Consider the following 17,834-nt stretch of genomic DNA (forward strand, 5'->3'; position numbering starts at 1 on the left):
CGCGGGGGGGTTTCCTCGCCCCCGCCGCCCCTACCCGTTCCCGACAACGACTCGGGGGCCAGCCCCCGAACCCCCGCTCCTCAAACGCCGGAGGGGCTGAAGTGTTGCCGGACCGACGGATATCTTTCAGCCCGTCCGGCGTTTGAGGACAACGGGGGCGAGGGGGCGCAGCCCCCATGCAGGGACGGGAAGGGTAGGGGCGGCGGGGGCGGAACAAACCCCGTCAGCCCACCCGCCGCGCCCCCTCCGACGGCACCGCCGGAAACACCCGCGGCGCCGTGTACCCGGCCGCAGCGAACGCCTCCTCCACCGCCTTCGTGACCGTGTCCGCGTCCGCCGCCTCGACCAGGACGACGGCCGAGCCGCCGAAGCCGCCGCCCGTCATCCGCGCCCCCAGCGCCCCGGCCTGGTTCGCCGTCGCGACGGCGAGGTCCAGCTCCGGGCAGGAGATGCGGAGGTCGTCGCGCAGCGACGCGTGACCGGCCGTCAGGACGGGCCCGATGCCCCGGATGTCCCCCGCGTCGAGGAGCGCGATGACCTCCTCCACCCGGTGGTCGTCCGAGACGACGTGACGCACGTACCGCCGCACCCGCTCGTCCGAGAGCCGGGCGAGCGCCGCGTCGAGGTCCTCGTACGCGAGGTCCCGCAGGAACGGCACGCCCAACTGCCGCGCACCCTCCTCGCAGCCCTCCCGCCGCTCCGCGTACGCCCCGTCGCCCAACGCGTGCTTGACGCGGCTGTCGACGACGAGGAGCTGGAGCCCGTGGGCCGGGAGGTCGAAGGGGACCTGGCGGATCGACAGGTCGCGGCAGTCGAGGTGGAGGGCGTTGCCCTGCGTGCAGCAGGCGGACGCCGTCTGGTCCATGACCCCGCAGGGCACGCCCACGAAGTCGTTCTCGGCGCGCTGGGCGACGCGGGCCAGCTCGGGCCCGGTGAGGCCGAGTTCGTACAGGTCGTTCAGGGCCAGGGCAATGACCACCTCAAGCGCCGCCGAGGAGGACAGGCCCGCGCCCGTCGGGACCGTCGAGGCGAGGTGGATGTCCGCGCCGGTGACGGCGTGCCCTGCCTCGCGCAGGACCCACACGACCCCGGCGGGGTACGCCGCCCAGCTGGTGTTCGTCAGCGGGGCGAGGCCGTCGACGTGCAGTTCGACGACCGGGCCCTCGATGTCGGCCGAGTGGATGCGCAGCACTCCGTCGTCGCGGCGCGAGACCGCGGCCACCGCGGTGTGCGGCAGTGCGAGGGGCATGACGAAGCCCTCGTTGAAGTCGGTGTACTCACCGATCAGGTTGACCCGACCGGGTGCCGCCCAGATCCCCTCGGGAGGCGTCCCGTACAGCGTCTCGAAACCGCCGCGGACCTGCTGAACCGCTTCCTGCGTCCCCACTAGTGCCCCTCCGCCTTCGCGTTGTTCTGCGCGAACTCCCACGCGTCCGCGACGATTCCCGCGAGATCCGCGCGGGACGGGTTCCAGCCGAGCCGGTCGCGGGCCGTGGCGGCCGAGGCGACGAGGACCGCCGGGTCGCCGGCCCGGCGGGGGGCCGCGACCTCGGGGATCGGGTGTCCGGTCACCTTGCGGACGGTCTCGATGACCTCGCGGACCGAGAAGCCGTTGCCGTTGCCGAGGTTGCAGATCAGGTGCTCGCCCGGCTGTGCGGCGGCGACCGCCAGCAGGTGGGCCTCGGCGAGGTCGGCGACGTGGATGTAGTCGCGGACGCAGGTGCCGTCGGGCGTCGGGTAGTCGTCGCCGTAGACGGAGATGGCGTCGCGGCGGCCCTGGGCGACCTGGAGGACGAGCGGGATGAGGTGCGACTCGGGGTCGTGCCGCTCACCGCTGCTGCCGTACGCGCCCGCCACGTTGAAGTAGCGCAGCGAGACGGCGGCCAGTCCGTGCGCGGCCGCCTCGCCCGTGATCATGTGGTCGACGGCGAGCTTGGAGGCGCCGTAGGGGTTGGTGGGGAGCGTCGGCGCGGACTCGGTGATCGGGGTGGTCTCCGGTTCGCCGTACGTCGCCGCCGTGGAGGAGAAGACCAGTGTGCGCACGCCCTTCTCGCGCATCGCGCCGAGCAGGGCCATCGTGCCGCCGACGTTGTTGTCCCAGTACTTCTCGGGCTTCACGACCGACTCGCCGACCTGCGAGAACGCGGCGAAGTGCAGCACGGCGTCGTACGAGGGGTCCAGCCACTTCGCGGCGTCGCGGATGTCGCCCTCGATGAAGGCGGCGCCGGCCGGGACGCCCGCGCGGAAGCCGGTGGAGAGGTTGTCGAGGACGGTCACCTCGTGGCCCGCCTCCAGCAGGTGCTGCGCGACCACGCTTCCCACATAGCCCGCACCGCCGGTGACCAGGTACTTCCCACTCATGAACTCGCTACCTCTCGCAGTCGCTGGGCCGCGGTCTCCGGCGGCACGTCGTTGATGAACACGTTCATGCCGGACTCGGAACCCGCGAGGAACTTCAGCTTGCCGGAAGTGCGGCGGATGGTGAAAAGCTCAAGGTGGAGCGCGAAGTCCTCACGCACCACGCCGTCGAACTCCTCCAGCGTGCCGAACGGCGCCTGGTGCCAGGCCGAGATGTACGGCGTCGGAGGCTCACCTTCGCCGAAGATCCGGTCGAAGCGCCTCAACAGTTCCAGATAGACCTGGGGGAACTCTGTGCGCGCGTCCTCGTCCAGGCCCAGCAGGTCGGGCACGCGGCGGCGCGGATACAGGTGCACCTCGTAGGGCCAGTGCGCCGAGAACGGCACGAAGGCCACCCAGTGCTCGGTCTCCAGGACGACCCGCTCGCCGGCGAGCTCCCGCTCCAGCACGGCGTCGAAGAGGTTCTCCCCGCCGGTCGCCTCCTTGTGCGCCGCGAGCGAGCGCAGCATCAGGGCCGTGCGGGGGGTCGTGAAGGGGTACGCGTAGATCTGCCCGTGCGGGTGTCCGAGCGTGACGCCGATCTCGGCGCCGCGGTTCTCGAAGCAGAACACCTGCTCCACGGCGGGCAGATGCGACAGCTCCGCCGTGCGGTCGGTCCACGCCTCCAGGACCAGGGCCGCCTGCTCGTCGGTCAGATCGGCGAAGGACGCGTCGTGGTTCGAGGTGAAGCAGACGACCTCGCACCGCCCGGAGTCCCCGGCCAGCGACGGGAAGCGGTTCTCGAACACCGCGACGTCGTACGACGAGTCCGGGATCTCGCTGAGCCGGTCGCCCTCGGACGGGCACAGCGGGCACTCGTCGGCCGGCGGGTGGTAGATGCGGCCCTGGCGGTGCGAGGCGATGGCCACCGCGTCACCGAGCAGCGGGTCGCGCCGTACCTCCGAAGTGGTGACCGTCCGGTCGAGCGGGCGCCGGTCCACCGCGTCGCGCACGGTGTCGTCGCGCGAGTCGTAGTAGATGAGCTCACGACCGTCGGCCAGCCGGGTCGAGGTCTTCTTCACGCCGGACTCCCCATCCCTAACCCGATCAAACCAATAAACAGAATCAAACACATCAAACCACAAATCACCACGCGCGTCAGCATCACAACCGAACAAAGAACACCAAGCTGAAGTGAGAGCAGGATGCAGACCCCCACCTACCTGGCTGCCTGCCTGGCCGCGGAGCTGCGGCTCCCGACCAACTGGCTCGACTACACGATCCTGGCGATCTACTTCGCCGTCGTGCTCGGCATCGGCTTCGCCGCCCGCCGCTCGGTGAAGACCAGCCTCGACTTCTTCCTCTCCGGGCGCTCACTGCCCGCCTGGGTGACCGGCCTGGCCTTCGTCGCGGCCAACCTCGGCGCGACCGAGATCCTGGGGATGGCCGCCAACAGCGCCCAGTACGGCGTCTACACCGTGCACTGGTACTGGATCGGTGCCATCCCCGCCATGGTCTTCCTGGGCCTGGTGATGATGCCCTTCTACTACGGCTCCAAGGTCAGGTCCGTCCCCGAGTTCCTGCTGCTGCGCTTCGACCGGGGCGCGCATCTGCTCAGCTCCGTGCTGTTCGCGTTCGCCGCGGTCCTCATCGCGGGCGTGAACCTCTACGCGCTCGCCATCGTCGTCGAGGCGCTGCTCGGCTGGCCGGAGTGGGTGTCGATCGTCGTCGCGGGCGCCTTCGTGCTCGCGTACATCACCCTCGGCGGTCTGTCGTCGGCGATCTACAACGAGGTGCTGCAGTTCTTCGTCATCCTCGCCGCGCTCATCCCGCTCACGGTGCTCGGCCTGAAGAAGGTCGGCGGCTGGGACGGTCTGACCGACTCCCTGACGGCGAGCCACGGCAGCGACTTCACCACCGCGTGGGGCGGCACCGGCATCGGCAGCGACAACCCGCTCGGCGCGAACTGGCTGACCATCGTGCTCGGCCTCGGCTTCGTGCTGTCCTTCGGCTACTGGACGACCAACTTCGCCGAGGTGCAGCGCGCCCTGTCCGCGAAGAACCTCTCCGCGGCGCAGCGCACCCCGCTCATCGCCGCGTTCCCGAAGATCTTCATCGTGTTCCTGGTGATGATCCCGGGGCTGGTCGCGGCCGTGCTCGTACCGAAGATCGGTACCTCCGGCTCCGATCTCCAGTACAACGACGCGATCCCGTACCTGATGGAGGACCTGCTCCCGAACGGCGTCCTCGGTATCGCGGTGACGGGTCTGCTGGCGGCGTTCATGGCGGGCATGGCGGCCAACATCTCGTCCTTCAACACCGTCTTCACGAACGACATCTGGGGCACGTACGTGAGACGGGACGAGGAGGACGCGTACTACGTGCGCTTCGGCCGTCTCATCACGGTGGCCGGGGTGCTGGCGTCGATCGGCACGGCGTTCCTCGCCTCGTCCTTCTCGAACATCATGAGCTACCTCCAGACGCTGTTCTCCTTCTTCAACGTGCCGATGTTCGTCGTCTTCATCGTCGGCATGTTCTGGAAGCGCGCGTCCATGAAGTCCGGCTTCTGGGGGCTGCTCGCGGGCACCACGGCCGCGATGGTCAACTACTTCGTCCTCTACAAGCAGGACATCATCAGCATCCCCTCCGACCAGGGCGCCAACTTCGTCTCCGCCATCGCCGGGTTCGTGGCGGGCGCGGTCGTGATGTTCGCCGTCTCCCTGTTCACCGCGCCGAAGCCGGAGGCAGAACTGCGGGGGCTGGTGTACGGCACCAGGTCCCCCGGCATGGAGGAGCCGGCGGGCTCGGGCGACGACGCCTGGTACCGGAGGCCGGCGCTGCTCGGCTGGGGCGCCGTCGTGCTGGCCGCCGTCTGCTACATCCCGTTCTCGTTCTGATCACCGAAGGACCGACAGCCCATGAGCGAGCACTCCGAGCGTGACCTCCAGCGCGAAGTCACCGAACTGCAGGGGAAGTCGGCCACCGCGGCCCGGCTCTTCGACATCCGCCGCATCATCGGCGGCCTCTTCGTGGTCTACGGGATCATCGTGACGATCGCCGGGATCACCGCGTCCGACGCCGACATCGACAAGGCGGAGGGGGTGAACATCAACCTCTGGACGGGCCTGGGCATGCTGGCCCTGGGCCTGTTCTTCCTGGCCTGGCTGTGGCTGCGGCCTTCGGCTGCGCCTGTGCCGGACGAGTCCTCTGCGGGGTCGCCCCCGCGGGTGTGACGGGCGACGGACCCGAGCCACCCCCCTCCGGGGGTTCGTTCACTGCGGGCCGGTGGGGGCTGGTCGCGCCGTTCCCCGCGCCCCTAAAAGCGCTCGCTGGCTGCGGGCCGGTGGGGGCTGGGCGCGCCGTTCCCCGCGCCCCTTGCGGGGAACGGCCCCGCCTGGGGCTCAGAGTTCCGGGGTCCGGCCCGCCGGTGAGTGGTGGGTCAGTGGGCCCGCGCGGTCCAGCAGGCCCGTGCGGGCCGCCAGGGCGGCGGCCTCCAGGCGGGAGCCCACGCCCAGCTTCATCAGGACCCGCTGGACGTGCGTGCGGGCGGTGCTCGGCGCTATGCCCATGCCGGCCGCGATGAGCCGGGTGTCCTCGCCGTCGGCCACCCGCACCAGCACCTCCACCTCGCGGGGCGTCAGCATCTGGAGCAGCCGCTGCCCCTCGTCGTCGGGCTGCGCGGCCGGGTTGAGCAGCTCGCTGAAGGCGCCCTGGAGGAGCTGCGGCGCCACCGCCGCCTCCCCCGCGCGTGCCTTCATGATGGCGCGCTCGACACCCTCTATGCGCTCGTCGTGCCGTACGTAACCGGAGGCACCGGCGGCGAACGCGGCGGCGATGCCGCGCGGGTTGGGCACCGGCCCGAGGACCAGCACCGCGACCTGCGGCCGCTCCCGCTTGATCTTCACCACCGGGTCGAAGATGCCCGGTTCGGCGGGCGTGGCCGTGCCGATCAGGCACACCTCCGGCGCCCTGGTGATCACCAGCTCCGCCGCTCCGGCGGCGGGCGCGGCCGCGGCCAGCACGCGGTGCCCGCGCAGTTTCAAGGCCGAGGCGAGCGCCTCGGCGAGCAGTCGGTGGTCGTCGACCACCATGAGCCGCACTCCCATCGAGCCCAACCCCCCAGTCCCCCCAGGATCCCTACTGGTACCCCATGGATAGGAGCCCCCCGGCTCTCCATCCCCCGGAAGCTACACGCTTGTTCGACGTTGCGCTTCCCCCAGTGAAGGGAAGTGCCCCGTGATGTCAGGATTCATCTCATTCGTGGAACGGCACGCGGGAGACAACCTCCCCGCACCAACACACGGGTATACACCCGGAAGTCTCCTTTGATCATGGGTCTCCGTCGAGTACGGAGGGGCAACTTGCCACACTCCGCAGCGAACAAGCCTGACCCGGATCACTGTTTGACCGCCCTGTATCGCCCTTGGACCATTTCCCGGCCGTCCCGCGGCCCTTTCGGCAGCACAGCGCAACGCCCCCGCCGCCCGGAAGCGGGCGACAGGGGCGTTCCACGGACCGCGAGGGGGACGCCGCGTGGGCTACTCGGCGCCGAACCCGATCGCCGTGTAGTCCTTCTCGTCCTTGGAGTACGGCGCGCTGACCAGGTCCTCGGCCATGAAGAGCCGGCCGGCCGTGTACAGCATCTCCGACGACTTGGGCACCATCCCGCTGATCGCGCTGCGGACCTGGTCGGTGGCAGGGGTCTCCAGGAGCTTGGTCTCCTTGAAGGACGAACCGTCGATGGAGACGACCTGGGAACCCTTGTCGTAGGGGCCGTTCTTGTACGCGATGATGTCGGTGCCGTCCATCCGGACCGGCCAGATCTCGTAGCCGTCACCGGCGTCGGCCCGGTCGCTCGTGGACTTGCCGGTGGCCAGCGAGAAGGACACGATCTCGTTGACCCGGCTGTACTTCTCGTTGCCCTCGTGCTGCTTGGTCGGCACGTACAGCTTGTCGTTGCCGACCGCGATCGCCTTGCAGTTGTGGACCTTGTTCACACCGCAGTCGTGCTCGTACTTGCCGTCCTCCAGCGTGATCTTCGTACGCAGCTTGCCGCTGTCGTCCAGCGAGAAGATGTCGGTCGCGCCGGACGCGGTGATCTCACCGGAGTCCACGCCGAAGACGACCGGCTTGGTGGAGATGACCTTGGCGTTGTCGATGCCCGAGGGGAGCTTGTAGCTCCACTTGACGGTGCCCGTCTTCGGGTCGAGCCGCTGGACCTCGTACTTCTCGTTGCCGTAGTCGCCGCACTTGCGGACCGCGACCAGTTGCTCGCCGCCCGCGTAGCCGACGTCCTCGCACGAGCTGACCTTCGGCTGCCACAGGACCTTGCCGTCGGTGATGTCGAAGGCGGCGCCGCCGTCGAGGCCGGAGCCCACCGCGACCGTGGTGCCGGAGATGCTGGCCTCCTTGAAGGCGGCCTTCTCACCGCCGCCCGGGGCCACGGACTTCGTCCAGAGTGCTTTGCCGGTGTTCACGTCGAAGGCCGTGACCTCGGTGCACGAGGGGTACGGGTCGGCCTTGGTGCGCGGGGCGTCCTCCGCGACCACCACGGCGACGCCGTCCTTGGTCACCTCGGGCGAGCCCGCGCAGGTCAGACCGGTCAGGGGCAGGGTCCAGGTCTCCTTGCCGGTGTCCGGGTCGTGGCCGACGACCTTGCGCACGCCCGCCTTGGCGTACACCTTGTCCGTCAGCCAGGAGCCCTCCACGCTCCAGACCTCCTTCTTGGGGACCTCGGGCGCGGGCAGCTGGAAGAGGACCTTCGCGCTGGTGCTGGACGGCACCTTCTCCGAGCCGCCGCCACCGCCGCCACCGGTGCCGTCGCCGCCGTTGTCGCCGCCCTTGCCCTCGGTGCCGCCGGGTCCGGCGGAGGTGTCCTTGTCGTCCTTGCCGGACGAACTCGCGTACCAGACACCGCCGCCGACGATCAGTCCGATCGCCACCACGGCCGCGACGATGATCGCCGCCTGGGCGCCGAACTTCTTGCCGCCCTTGGGGGCCTGCGGCTGCATCGGCATGGTGTGGGGCTGCGGATAGCCGTACTGGGGCTGCTGCCCCGGGTAGCCGTACCCCTGCGGCGGCTGCTGGCCCGGGTAGCCGTACCCCTGCGGCGGCTGCTGGCCCGGGTAGCCGTAACCGGGCACGGTCGGCGGCTGCGCGGGTCCCTGCGGGTAGCCGTACGGCTGCTGCGGCGGGCCCTGCGGTGCGGCGGGCGGCGCGGCCGGGGGCGGCGTGGGCGGAGGGGTCTGGGGTGCCTGGGGCGGCGGCGCCTGCGGGTAGCCGTAACCCGGCTGCGGCTGCTGCGAGGGCCCGGCGGGCGGCGTGGGCGGACCGAACCCGCCCGGGGGCGGGTCCTGCGGGGCGCCGAAACCGCCACCCTGGGGCGGCTGGTTCGGCGGCGGGGGCGGCGGCTGGCTCATGACGTGTGTACCTCGGGTGCGAAGGGGACGGAAGGGACGAGCGAGGCGCGAAAGACGCGCGGGACGCGGGTGGGACCGGCGTGCGTGCGGCGGGCGCGAAGGGCGGAAGCGGGAACCGGCCAGGTCACTTGCCGTAGGCCAGCATCAGCTTCTCCTTCGACTCGTCGTTGCCGGTCAGCCGGGTGGTGGAAAGGTAGAAGCGCCCGTCCACCCAGTCGACGGCCTTGGAGAAGAAACCGTTCTCCACGTCCGCCGCGCCCTGCGGGTTCTGCAGCAGCGTCTTCGGGGTGTGCGCACCGCCGCCGGTCGGGATCGAGACGATCCGGCCGCCCGCGTCGTACGAGGGCCCCACGTACGCGACGAGGTCCGTGCCGTCCATCTTCAGGGGCACCATCGAATCGTCCACCGGCGACTTGACCCGCCACTTCTCTTTGCCGCTCTCCAGGCTGATCGCGACGATCTCGTTGGCGCCGCTCTTCGCCTCGGTCGGCAGATAGAGGGTGTTGGCGTCGGCCGCCACACCCTCGCAGCCCTGGAGGTCACGCGAGAGGATCGCCCAGCCGCACTCCGGCGCGAACGACTCGTCGACGTCGACCTGCGAACGGGCCGTGCCGTCGTTCTTCAGCGTGGTGACGTTCCACTGCTTCTTATCCGCGTTGGTGAGGTAGAGGACCACGGGGTCGACGGAGTACGCGCGCTCCACACGCCAGCCCTTGGGGATCTTCTTGGTCCACTTGGCCTTGCCGGTCGCCGGGTCGAGCTCCTGCACCTCGTCGTGCTCGTCGTCGCCGCCCGCGCCGCAGGAGGCGACGGAGAGCAGCTTGGCGCCGCCCGCGAACGCCGACGGGAAGCAGGCGTTGTCGTACTTCTTCTTGTCGAAGAGCTTCTTGCCGCTGCCGGTGTCGTAGCCGACGCCGGACATGGAACGGCCGACCAGCAGCGTGTCCCCGGAGATGTTCAGGCTGAGGCTCAGGGAGCTGTCGAACAGGTCACCCTTCGGGATCTTCTGCGTCCACCCCTTCTTGCCGGTGGCGAGGTCGATCTCCACGACCTGATTGCACTCGGCGGAGGACTTGGTGCCCTCCTTGTACGCCACGAAGACCTTGTCGTCGGACGTCTTCTGGGCGGACGCGGCACAGATCGCCTGCGGGAACGTGATCGCGGGCCAGCTGACCTTGCCGTCGGCGACGTCGTAGGCGAAGAGCTGCTTGTACGCGGCCTTCACGGCGACCTCGTCCGTGATCCACATACCGGGGGCGTCGGCGCCGGCACCGGGCGCGTCGGGCGCCTCCTTGTACCAGAGCACCTTCGACTCACCGGCCTGGCGGCCCTCGTTGAGGTCCTCGGAGCCGGCGTTGCCGTCGCCCTCGCCGTCACCGGGGTTGATGGGCGCGTCGGACCCGGAGGGCTTGGCGTCCTGGCTCTTGTCGGCGACGGGCTTCTTCTTGCCGCCGTCGTCGTCACCGCCGGCGACGACCAGCACGGTGCCTCCGATGACGAGCACCGCGGCCAGCGCGGCCCCGATGATCACGGCGGGCTTCCCCTTGAAGGGGCTGCGCGAGCCACCGCCGGGCGGGGTGCCGGGCCCGCCCGGGAACTGCGGCTGCGTCGGGTAGCCGTATCCGGGCTGCTGCTGGCCGTAGGGCCCCGGCTGCTGCGGCTGTCCGTAGGGACCGGGCTGGCCGTACGGGCCCGGCTGCTGCGGATAGCCGTACGGGCCGGGCTGCTGGGGCTGCCCGTACGGGCCGGGCTGCTGCGGGTAGCCGTAACCGGGTGCGGGCGGCGGGGTGCCCGGCGCGCCCTGCGGAGGCGGCGGGGTCTGCGGTGCGCCCTGCGGGGGCGGCGGGGCCGCCGGCGGCTGGGCGGGCGGTGGCGGTGTGGCGCCCCGCGGGTCCTGCGGAGGTCCGAAGCCGCCCTGCGGCGGCGGATCCTGCGGCGCTCCGAACCCGCCCTGCTGCGACGGCTTTTCAGGCGGCTGAGTCATCAGCGCGTTCCCCCTCTTCACTGATTTTTAGCCATGCCCTGCAGTACGCACCGCAGCAGGCGATGCACTCACAGTGGTTGTCATAGGGCCTGAGAGTGTTCTCAGACGGCTCTTTCTATCACCCTGGAGCGCTCGAACACCGGGCCGGTTCTGCCCTGTTTCCAAGGGAGAACCGGCCCGTGATGCCCTCGTTACGCTTGTTCACGCGCTCTTCACGCGTCGTCGGCGAGCTCCAGCCAGCGCATTTCCAACTCCTCGCGCTCGGTGGCCAGTTCACGCAGCTCGCTGTCCAGTTTCGCCACTTTCCCGAAGTCCGTGGCGTTATCAGCGATTTGCGTGTGCAGCTTGCTCTCCTTCTCGGAGATCTTGTCCAGCTGCCGCTCGATCCTCTGGAGTTCCTTCTTCGCGGCGCGGTCCTCCTTGGCCGATACCGCGGTGGGCGAAGCCCCCTTGTCCGCGGCCGGGGCCGAGGCCGCGGCGGCCTCCTCCATCTTGTGACGCCGCTCCAGGTACTCGTCGATACCGCGCGGCAGCATCCGCAGGGTCGCGTCGCCGAGGAGCGCGAACACCCGGTCCGTCGTGCGCTCGATGAAGAACCGGTCGTGGGAGATCACGATCAGGGAGCCCGGCCAGCCGTCGAGGAGGTCCTCCAGCTGGGTGAGGGTCTCGATGTCGAGGTCGTTCGTCGGCTCGTCGAGGAAGAGGACGTTCGGCTCGTCCATCAGCAGCCGCAGGATCTGCAGCCGGCGGCGCTCACCGCCGCTGAGGTCGCCGACGGGCGTCCACTGCTTCTCCTTGTTGAACCCGAAGGTCTCGCAGAGCTGGCCCGCGGTCATCTCACGGCCCTTGCCGAGGTCGACGCGGTCGCGGACCGCCTGGACGGCCTGCAGCACCCGCAGGTTCGGGTCGAGTTCGCCGACCTCCTGGGAGAGGTAGGCGAGCTTGACGGTCCGGCCGGTGACGACCCGGCCCGCGGCGGGCTGCGTCTCGCCGTCGGAGCGGGCGGCCTCCGCCATGGCGCGCAGGAGGGAGGTCTTGCCCGCGCCGTTCACGCCGACCAGACCGATCCGGTCGCCCGGACCGAGCTGCCAGGTCAGATGCTTGAGGAGCACCTTGGGCCCGGCCTGCACGGTGACGTCCTTCAGCTCGAAGACCGTCTTGCCGAGCCGGGACGAGGCGAACTTCATCAGCTCGCTGCTGTCGCGGGGCGGCGGCACGTCCGCGATCAGCTCGTTGGCGGCCTCGACGCGGAAGCGCGGCTTGGACGTACGGGCCGGGGCGCCCCGGCGCAGCCAGGCCAGCTCCTTGCGGACCAGGTTCTGCCGCTTGACCTCCTCGGTGGCGGCGATGCGCTCCCGCTCGGCGCGCGCGAAGACGTAGTCGGTGTAGCCGCCCTCGTAGTCGTAGACGGCGCCCTTCTGCACGTCCCACATACGGGTGCAGACCTGGTCCAGGAACCACCGGTCGTGGGTGACGCAGACGAGCGCGGACCGGCGCTCGCGCAGATGCCCCGCCAGCCAGGCGATGCCTTCCACGTCGAGGTGGTTGGTGGGCTCGTCGAGGATGATCAGGTCCTGCTCGTCGATGAGTAGCTTGGCCAGCGCGATGCGCCGCCGCTCACCGCCGGACAGCGGTCCGATCACGGTGTCGAGGCCCTGCGGGAAGCCGGGCAGGTCGAGCCCGCCGAACAGGCCCGTCAGTACGTCCCTGATCTTGGCGTTGCCCGCCCACTCGTGGTCGGCCATGTCCCGGATGACCTCGTGCCGCACGGTGGCCGCGGGGTCCAGGGAGTCGTGCTGGGTGAGCACGCCGACATGCAGACCGCCCGAGTGCGTCACGCGCCCGGAGTCGGCCTCCTCCAGCTTCGCGAGCATGCGGATCAGCGTGGTCTTGCCATCACCGTTACGGCCGACCACCCCGATCCGGTCCCCTTCGGACACGCCGAGGGAGACTCCGTCGAGCAGCGCACGGGTTCCGTACACCTTGCTGACTGCCTCGACATTGACCAGATTGACGGCCATCGCACTCCTGACAAGGGGGATCGATCGACCTTCCAGGGTAGTCGCCCACAAGGATGATCCTTCCGGGCGCCCCCACGGGGCCGCGGGGAACGGCGCAGTCTTGTCGCTTTTAGGGGCACAGCCCCAAGGGGCGCGGGGAACGGCGCAATCTTTGTGCCTTTAAGGGGCGCGGGGAACGGCGCAGTCTTTTTGCCTTAGGGGCGCGGGGAACTGCGCAATCTTTTGGGGCCGCCCCCACAGACCCGCACCCGACACCCGACACCCGACCGTGCAGGTCACACCAGAACAGCCCCCCGCACCGGCCCCACAGCCACGCGCGCAGCGCGACAAACCCCCGCCGCGACCAGCGCGTCAACAACCTTCGCCCCACCCTCCGCGTCGGCGACAAGAAACGCCGTCGTGGGCCCGGACCCGGACACGATCGCGGCCAGCGCCCCACCCTCGGCCCCGACGGCCAGCGTCGAGGCCAGCGACGGCCGCAAGGACAGCGCGGCACGCTGCAGGTCGTTGGACAGGGCCCCGGCCAGCGCCGGGACGTCCCCCGAGGCCAGCGCGTCGAGCAGCACCCCGGAGGCGACCGGTTCAGGCACCACGGCCCCGTCGTTGAGCCGGTCGAACTCGCCGTACACCGCCGGCGTCGACAGCCCTCCGTCGGCGACGGCGAACACCCAGTGGAAGCTCCCGCCGACCGGCAGGACCCGCAGCTTCTCCCCGCGCCCGGTCCCGAGCGCGGCCCCGCCGACCAGGCTGAACGGCACGTCGCTGCCCAGCTCGGCGCAGATCTCCAGCAGCTCCTCCCGCGAGGCCCCCGTACCCCAGAGGGCGTCGCAGGCGACGAGCGCGCCCGCGCCGTCGGCGGAACCGCCCGCCATGCCGCCGGCGACCGGGATGTCCTTCGCGATGTGGATGTGCACATCGGCCCGGAGCCCGTACCGCGCGGCCAGTTTCTCCGCCGCCCGCGCCGCCAGGTTCGTACGGTCCAGGGGCACCTGGGCCGCGTCGGGCCCCTCGCAGGTGATCCGGAGGGTGTCGGCGGGGGTCACCGTCACCTCGTCGTACAGCCCGACGGCGAGGAACACGTTGGCGAGGTCGTGGAACCCGTCGGCCCGGGCGCCACCCACGGCCAGCTGCACATTGACCTTGGCGGGAACCCGTACGGTCACGCTTCCCGTCCCGCGCACCGTCACGCCGTCCGACCCGCTCACTGCTTGTTCTCCTTGTTCTCCGCGATCCGTGCGAACTCCTCCACCGTCAGGGACTCGCCGCGTGCCTGCGGCGAGACGCCCGCGGCGACCAGCGCGGCCTCGGCGGCCGGCGCCGAACCGGCCCAGCCGGCCAGCGCGGCCCGCAGCGTCTTGCGCCGCTGGGCGAAGGCGGCGTCCACGACGGCGAAGACCTCGCGCTGGGAGGCGGTCGTCTGCACCGGCTCGGCACGGCGGACCAGCGAGACGAGGCCGCTGTCGACGTTCGGGGCGGGCCAGAAGACGTTGCGGCCGATCGATCCGGCCCGTTTGACCTCGGCGTGCCAGTTCGCCTTCACGGAGGGCACTCCGTAGACCTTCGAGCCGGGCGGCGCGGCCAGCCGGTCGGCGACCTCCGCCTGCACCATCACGAGCGTGCGCTCGATGCTGGGGAAGGTGTCGAGCATGTGCAGCAGCACGGGCACGGCGACGTTGTACGGGAGGTTCGCGACCAGGGCCGTCGGGGCGGGGCCCGGCAGCTCGGACACCTGCATGGCGTCCTCGTGGACGAGCGAGAACCGCTCGGCGCGCTCCGGCATCCGGGCGGCGATCGTGGCGGGCAGCGCGCCCGCGAGGGCGTCGTCGATCTCGACGGCGACGACCCTGTCGGCCGCCTCCAGGAGTCCCAGGGTCAGGGACCCGAGGCCCGGTCCGACCTCGACGACCACGTCCTCGGGACGGACGCCGGCGGTCCGGACGATACGCCGCACGGTGTTGGCGTCGATGACGAAGTTCTGACCGCGCTGCTTGGTGGGCCGCACGCCGAGGGCTGCCGCGAGTTCGCGGATGTCGGCGGGACCCAGAAGGGCGTCGGAGGCGGGGCTGGTCACGTCCCAAGGGTAAGGGTGACCACGGCCGGCTCCCGTCCGTGGGGGCTGCGCCCCCACACCCCCTGTCGCGCTGACGCGCTCGTCCTCAATCGCCGGACGGGCTGAAAGAAGAAAGACGCGGCGCGGCGCCGCATTCAGCCGAGCGCTGAAGGACAGGGGCGCAGCCCCGTCCTTCAGGGGCGCGAGGAACTGCGCGACCAACCCCCACCGGACCCGCAGACAAAACCCCACGAGGCCAGGGGCGCAGCCCCGCCCCGAGGGGCGCGAGGAACTGCGCGACCAACCCCCACCGGACCCGCAGACAAAACCCCAAGGGGCCAGGGGCGCAGCCCCGGTGGGACGACCCCTACAAACGCCCACCACAGTGCGGCCAGGGACTAGCCCCCCGCCGCACATACAACTTCTTCGCCCGAAACGTCTGCTCCGCCGCGGAAGCGTCCTGCGGACGCCCCGCCCCACCCAGCGCCTGCCAGGTCCGCGTATCGAACTGGTACAGCCCGCCGTACGTCCCGGACGGATCGACCGCCCCCGGCCGCCCCCCGGACTCACAGTGCGCGAGCCCCTGCCAGTTCAGCCCGTCGGCCCCCTGCACGGACGTGGGAAGCGGCTTGGTCCCCACCTTCACCACCTGCGCCCGCGGCTCCCGCACCACCTCGGACCGCAGCCGCCGCGGCTTCTGCTTGACGCCGTTGACGGTCCGCAGCGCGTACGTGACGCGCCGCAGCCCGGGCCGCCCCGCCTGCTCCACGACCTCGGTGCCCCGGAACAGCCCGGGATCATCGGTCCGGCGTACCTCGAAGGGCAGCGGCTCCTCACGGACCTCCTTCGTGCCGGTGATCCGCATGACCGTCACCGTCTGCCCGTCGCGCGGGAAGCTGTCGCCCGGCACGGAGGTGGTGTCCTGGCCGTGCAGCGTGATCCCGGCCTCGGCCACGGTCTCGCGGACGGTCGCCGCGTTCGTGCGGACCGTCCGCGCCTGTCCGTCCGCCATGACCGTCACGGTCCGCTCGGTGCGGACGTCGAGCGCGAGCCCCGCCCGCCCGATCTGCCGAGCGCGCGGCACCGACACGTACGCGCCCTCCGCGCGCACCCCGAGTTCCCGCAGTGCCTCGTCCACGGTGTGGGCGGTCGTCCACACGTGGCTGGACCGCCCGTCCAGGGTGAGCCGCAGGGGCCGCCCGTACTCCACGGCGATCTCCGCCCCGCTGGTCAGGGCGGCCCCGGGGGCGGGGGCCACCACGTCGTGGGCGCCCACCTCGACCCCTTCGTCGGCGAGCAGTTCGCCCACGTCGTCGGCGAAGGTGTGCAGGGTGCGGGGCTTGCCGTCGACGGTCAGCTCGATCGCCTTGTCGTCGGCGACGAAGGCGGAGGTGCCGCCCGCGAGGAAGGCGACGACGAGCGCCTGCGGGAGCAGCTTGCGGACGTCGGGCCGTTCCGCGCTCCTGCGGCGCCGCTCGGCCCGCCGGGCTTCGGCGCGGCCACCGGGCCGGGCCGGTCCGGCGAGGAGTCCGGAGGCCGGGCCGGGGGTCAGGTCCGTGGTCAGTTCGGCGGTCGGGGCGAGAGGGACCGCCTGCCGCGGAAGCGTCGGCGCGTCCGGGAACCAGGCCTCGCCGGGGTGCACGTATCCGTGCCCGTACTCGTGCCCGTACGCGGGCTCGTGCTCAAGCTCGTACGCGTACACGGGCCCGTGCCTGTTGCCGTACACGGGGGCGGGCACGTGCTCGTGCTCGTACGCGGGCCGATACGTGTCCGGATGTCCGTGGCCGTGGCCCTGGCCGTGGCCGTGGCCATACGGCTCGGGATCGCCGTGACCGCCGTGGCCGGTGTGCCCGTGCGCCGGAGTCGGGTTCACGCTCGGGCCATACGTCTCGTACTGCGGACTGCTCACGACGGCACGCTCCAGAAGACCGGTGGAGAGAGGTACGCCCGCGGGGCTCCTTCGGGTCGCGGGGAGGCGGGTGGGCGGACAGAACCTAGCGGAGCGTCCGTCACTCTCCAAAGCAGCGCGACCACGCAGTGTCGCGAAGCGTCCCGGGCCGGACCCCGGGAGCCCGCTGTCCGTTATGGGTCAGTAATCGAACGCGCGGGCCGTGTTCGCCGAGAGCGCCGTCGCCAGCACGTCCTCGTCGAGCCCCCGCACGGCGGCCATGGCACGGACCGTGACCGGAATGAGATAGGGGGCGTTGGGCCGTCCGCGGTACGGGACGGGGGTCAGGAAGGGCGCGTCGGTCTCGACGAGGACGAGTTCGAGCGGTGCCACGGCGAGGGCGTCGCGCAGCGGCTGCGCGTTCTTGAAGGTCATGTTCCCGGCGAACGACATGTAGTAGCCGGCGCGCGCGCACACCGCGGCCATCTCCGCGTCCCCGGAGTAGCAGTGGAAGACGGTCCGCTCGGGCGCGCCCTCCTCCTTGAGGATCCGCAGCACGTCGGCGTGGGCGTCCCGGTCGTGGATGACGAGGGTCTTGCCGTGCCGCTTGGCGATCTCGATGTGCGCGCGGAAGGACTTCTCCTGGGCGGCGATGCCCTCGGGTCCGGTGCGGAAGTGGTCGAGGCCGGTCTCGCCGACACCCTTGACCTGGGGAAGCGCGGCGAGCCGGTCGATCTCGGCGAGCGCCTCGTCCAGCGCGCCCTCGCCACCGGCCACGCGGGCACCCTGCCGCGACCAACCGTCGGGATCACCGTGCACGATCCGCGGCGCCTCGTTCGGGTGGAGGGCGACGGTCGCGTGGACGGCGTCGTAGGCGGCGGCCGTCTCGGCAGCCCAGCGCGAGCCCTTCAGATCGCAGCCCACCTGCACGACCGTCGTCACGCCGACCGACGCGGCCTTGGCGAGGCCCTCCTCGACCGTGCCGGACTGCATGTCGAGATGGGTGTGCGAGTCGGCCACCGGTACCCGCAGGGGGTCCGGCAGCGGCGGGGCTTCGGCGTGGGAAGGCATACCCCGATCCTACGAAGGGGGCCGCGCGGCACCGGAACGCCGGGTCCCTTCCTCGCGGGGAAGC

Annotated in this window: 13 protein-coding genes; 2 read left to right on the top strand and 11 right to left on the bottom strand. The window is 71.1% G+C overall.

Features of this window, described 5'->3' with window-relative positions:
• Positions 1–223 precede the first annotated feature (223 nt).
• Genes galK through galT form a run of 3 tightly spaced genes read right to left on the bottom strand, consistent with a single transcriptional unit; the run spans position 224 to position 3,419 of the window.
• Complete coding sequence (galK, locus tag ACFWGJ_RS28585; protein ID WP_387330196.1) at positions 224–1,387, bottom strand: galactokinase; 1,164 nt, start codon at positions 1,385–1,387, stop codon at positions 224–226.
• A complete protein-coding gene (gene galE, locus ACFWGJ_RS28590) occupies positions 1,387–2,361 on the bottom strand; it encodes a UDP-glucose 4-epimerase GalE (RefSeq protein ID WP_387330199.1) in 975 nt (324 codons plus the stop codon). The genes galK and galE overlap by 1 nt, the downstream gene beginning before the upstream one ends.
• A complete protein-coding gene (gene galT / locus ACFWGJ_RS28595; protein ID WP_387330202.1) occupies positions 2,358–3,419 on the bottom strand; it encodes a galactose-1-phosphate uridylyltransferase in 1,062 nt (353 codons plus the stop codon). Before galT ends, galE begins: the two co-directional genes overlap by 4 nt.
• Before the next feature lie 123 nt (positions 3,420–3,542).
• Between galT and ACFWGJ_RS28600 the strand changes: the two genes are divergently transcribed.
• Together ACFWGJ_RS28600 and ACFWGJ_RS28605 are read left to right on the top strand one after the other, a co-directional pair.
• On the top strand, positions 3,543–5,234 hold the full coding sequence (locus tag ACFWGJ_RS28600) for a sodium:solute symporter family protein (protein ID WP_387330205.1): 1,692 nt from the start codon (positions 3,543–3,545) through the stop codon (positions 5,232–5,234).
• Positions 5,235–5,255: 21 nt separating this feature from the next.
• Positions 5,256–5,570: a hypothetical protein gene (locus ACFWGJ_RS28605; RefSeq protein ID WP_387330208.1), complete on the top strand. Its 315-nt coding sequence runs from the start codon at positions 5,256–5,258 to the stop codon at positions 5,568–5,570.
• Between the two features lie 168 nt (positions 5,571–5,738).
• On the opposite strand, the gene ACFWGJ_RS28610 is transcribed toward ACFWGJ_RS28605, so the two are convergent.
• From ACFWGJ_RS28610 to ACFWGJ_RS28645, 8 genes are all read right to left on the bottom strand, one after another.
• Positions 5,739–6,443, bottom strand: coding sequence for a LuxR C-terminal-related transcriptional regulator (locus tag ACFWGJ_RS28610; RefSeq protein WP_387330211.1), 705 nt, complete (start codon positions 6,441–6,443; stop codon positions 5,739–5,741).
• A 432-nt stretch (positions 6,444–6,875) separates the two neighbouring features.
• Positions 6,876–8,756, bottom strand: a complete 1,881-nt coding sequence (locus ACFWGJ_RS28615) for a PQQ-binding-like beta-propeller repeat protein (RefSeq protein ID WP_387330214.1) — start codon at positions 8,754–8,756, stop codon at positions 6,876–6,878.
• Positions 8,757–8,880: 124 nt separating this feature from the next.
• Positions 8,881–10,740, bottom strand: coding sequence for a PQQ-binding-like beta-propeller repeat protein (locus tag ACFWGJ_RS28620; protein WP_387330217.1), 1,860 nt, complete (start codon positions 10,738–10,740; stop codon positions 8,881–8,883).
• 212 nt (positions 10,741–10,952) lie between these two features.
• On the bottom strand, positions 10,953–12,761 hold the full coding sequence (locus tag ACFWGJ_RS28625; protein WP_387330220.1) for an ABC-F family ATP-binding cassette domain-containing protein: 1,809 nt from the start codon (positions 12,759–12,761) through the stop codon (positions 10,953–10,955).
• A 275-nt stretch (positions 12,762–13,036) separates the two neighbouring features.
• On the bottom strand, positions 13,037–13,966 hold the full coding sequence (locus tag ACFWGJ_RS28630) for a 4-(cytidine 5'-diphospho)-2-C-methyl-D-erythritol kinase (protein ID WP_387330223.1): 930 nt from the start codon (positions 13,964–13,966) through the stop codon (positions 13,037–13,039).
• Positions 13,963–14,832 (bottom strand): 16S rRNA (adenine(1518)-N(6)/adenine(1519)-N(6))-dimethyltransferase RsmA, encoded by an 870-nt coding sequence (gene rsmA, locus ACFWGJ_RS28635; protein ID WP_387330226.1) that lies wholly within the window; start codon positions 14,830–14,832, stop codon positions 13,963–13,965. The genes ACFWGJ_RS28630 and rsmA overlap by 4 nt, the downstream gene beginning before the upstream one ends.
• 346 nt (positions 14,833–15,178) lie before the next feature.
• Positions 15,179–16,720 (bottom strand): ubiquitin-like domain-containing protein, encoded by a 1,542-nt coding sequence (locus ACFWGJ_RS28640; RefSeq protein ID WP_387330229.1) that lies wholly within the window; start codon positions 16,718–16,720, stop codon positions 15,179–15,181.
• Between the two features lie 180 nt (positions 16,721–16,900).
• Positions 16,901–17,770, bottom strand: a complete 870-nt coding sequence (locus ACFWGJ_RS28645) for a TatD family hydrolase (RefSeq protein ID WP_387330231.1) — start codon at positions 17,768–17,770, stop codon at positions 16,901–16,903.
• Positions 17,771–17,834 lie beyond the last annotated feature (64 nt).

This window comes from Streptomyces sp. NPDC060205, from assembly GCF_042728395.1.
Classification (GTDB): domain Bacteria; phylum Actinomycetota; class Actinomycetes; order Streptomycetales; family Streptomycetaceae; genus Streptomyces.

What these genes read in the sequence shown, in the direction of transcription:
- galE (WP_387330199.1), bottom strand. Translation starts at nt 2,361, where the DNA reads ATGAGTGGGAAGTACCTGGTCACCGGCGGTGCGGGCTATGTGGGAAGC.
- ACFWGJ_RS28600 (WP_387330205.1), top strand. Translation starts at nt 3,543, where the DNA reads ATGCAGACCCCCACCTACCTGGCTGCCTGCCTGGCCGCGGAGCTGCGG.
- ACFWGJ_RS28605 (WP_387330208.1), top strand. Translation starts at nt 5,256, where the DNA reads ATGAGCGAGCACTCCGAGCGTGACCTCCAGCGCGAAGTCACCGAACTG.
- ACFWGJ_RS28610 (WP_387330211.1), bottom strand. Translation starts at nt 6,443, where the DNA reads ATGGGAGTGCGGCTCATGGTGGTCGACGACCACCGACTGCTCGCCGAG.
- ACFWGJ_RS28615 (WP_387330214.1), bottom strand. Translation starts at nt 8,756, where the DNA reads ATGAGCCAGCCGCCGCCCCCGCCGCCGAACCAGCCGCCCCAGGGTGGC.
- ACFWGJ_RS28620 (WP_387330217.1), bottom strand. Translation starts at nt 10,740, where the DNA reads ATGACTCAGCCGCCTGAAAAGCCGTCGCAGCAGGGCGGGTTCGGAGCG.
- ACFWGJ_RS28625 (WP_387330220.1), bottom strand. Translation starts at nt 12,761, where the DNA reads ATGGCCGTCAATCTGGTCAATGTCGAGGCAGTCAGCAAGGTGTACGGA.
- ACFWGJ_RS28645 (WP_387330231.1), bottom strand. Translation starts at nt 17,770, where the DNA reads ATGCCTTCCCACGCCGAAGCCCCGCCGCTGCCGGACCCCCTGCGGGTA.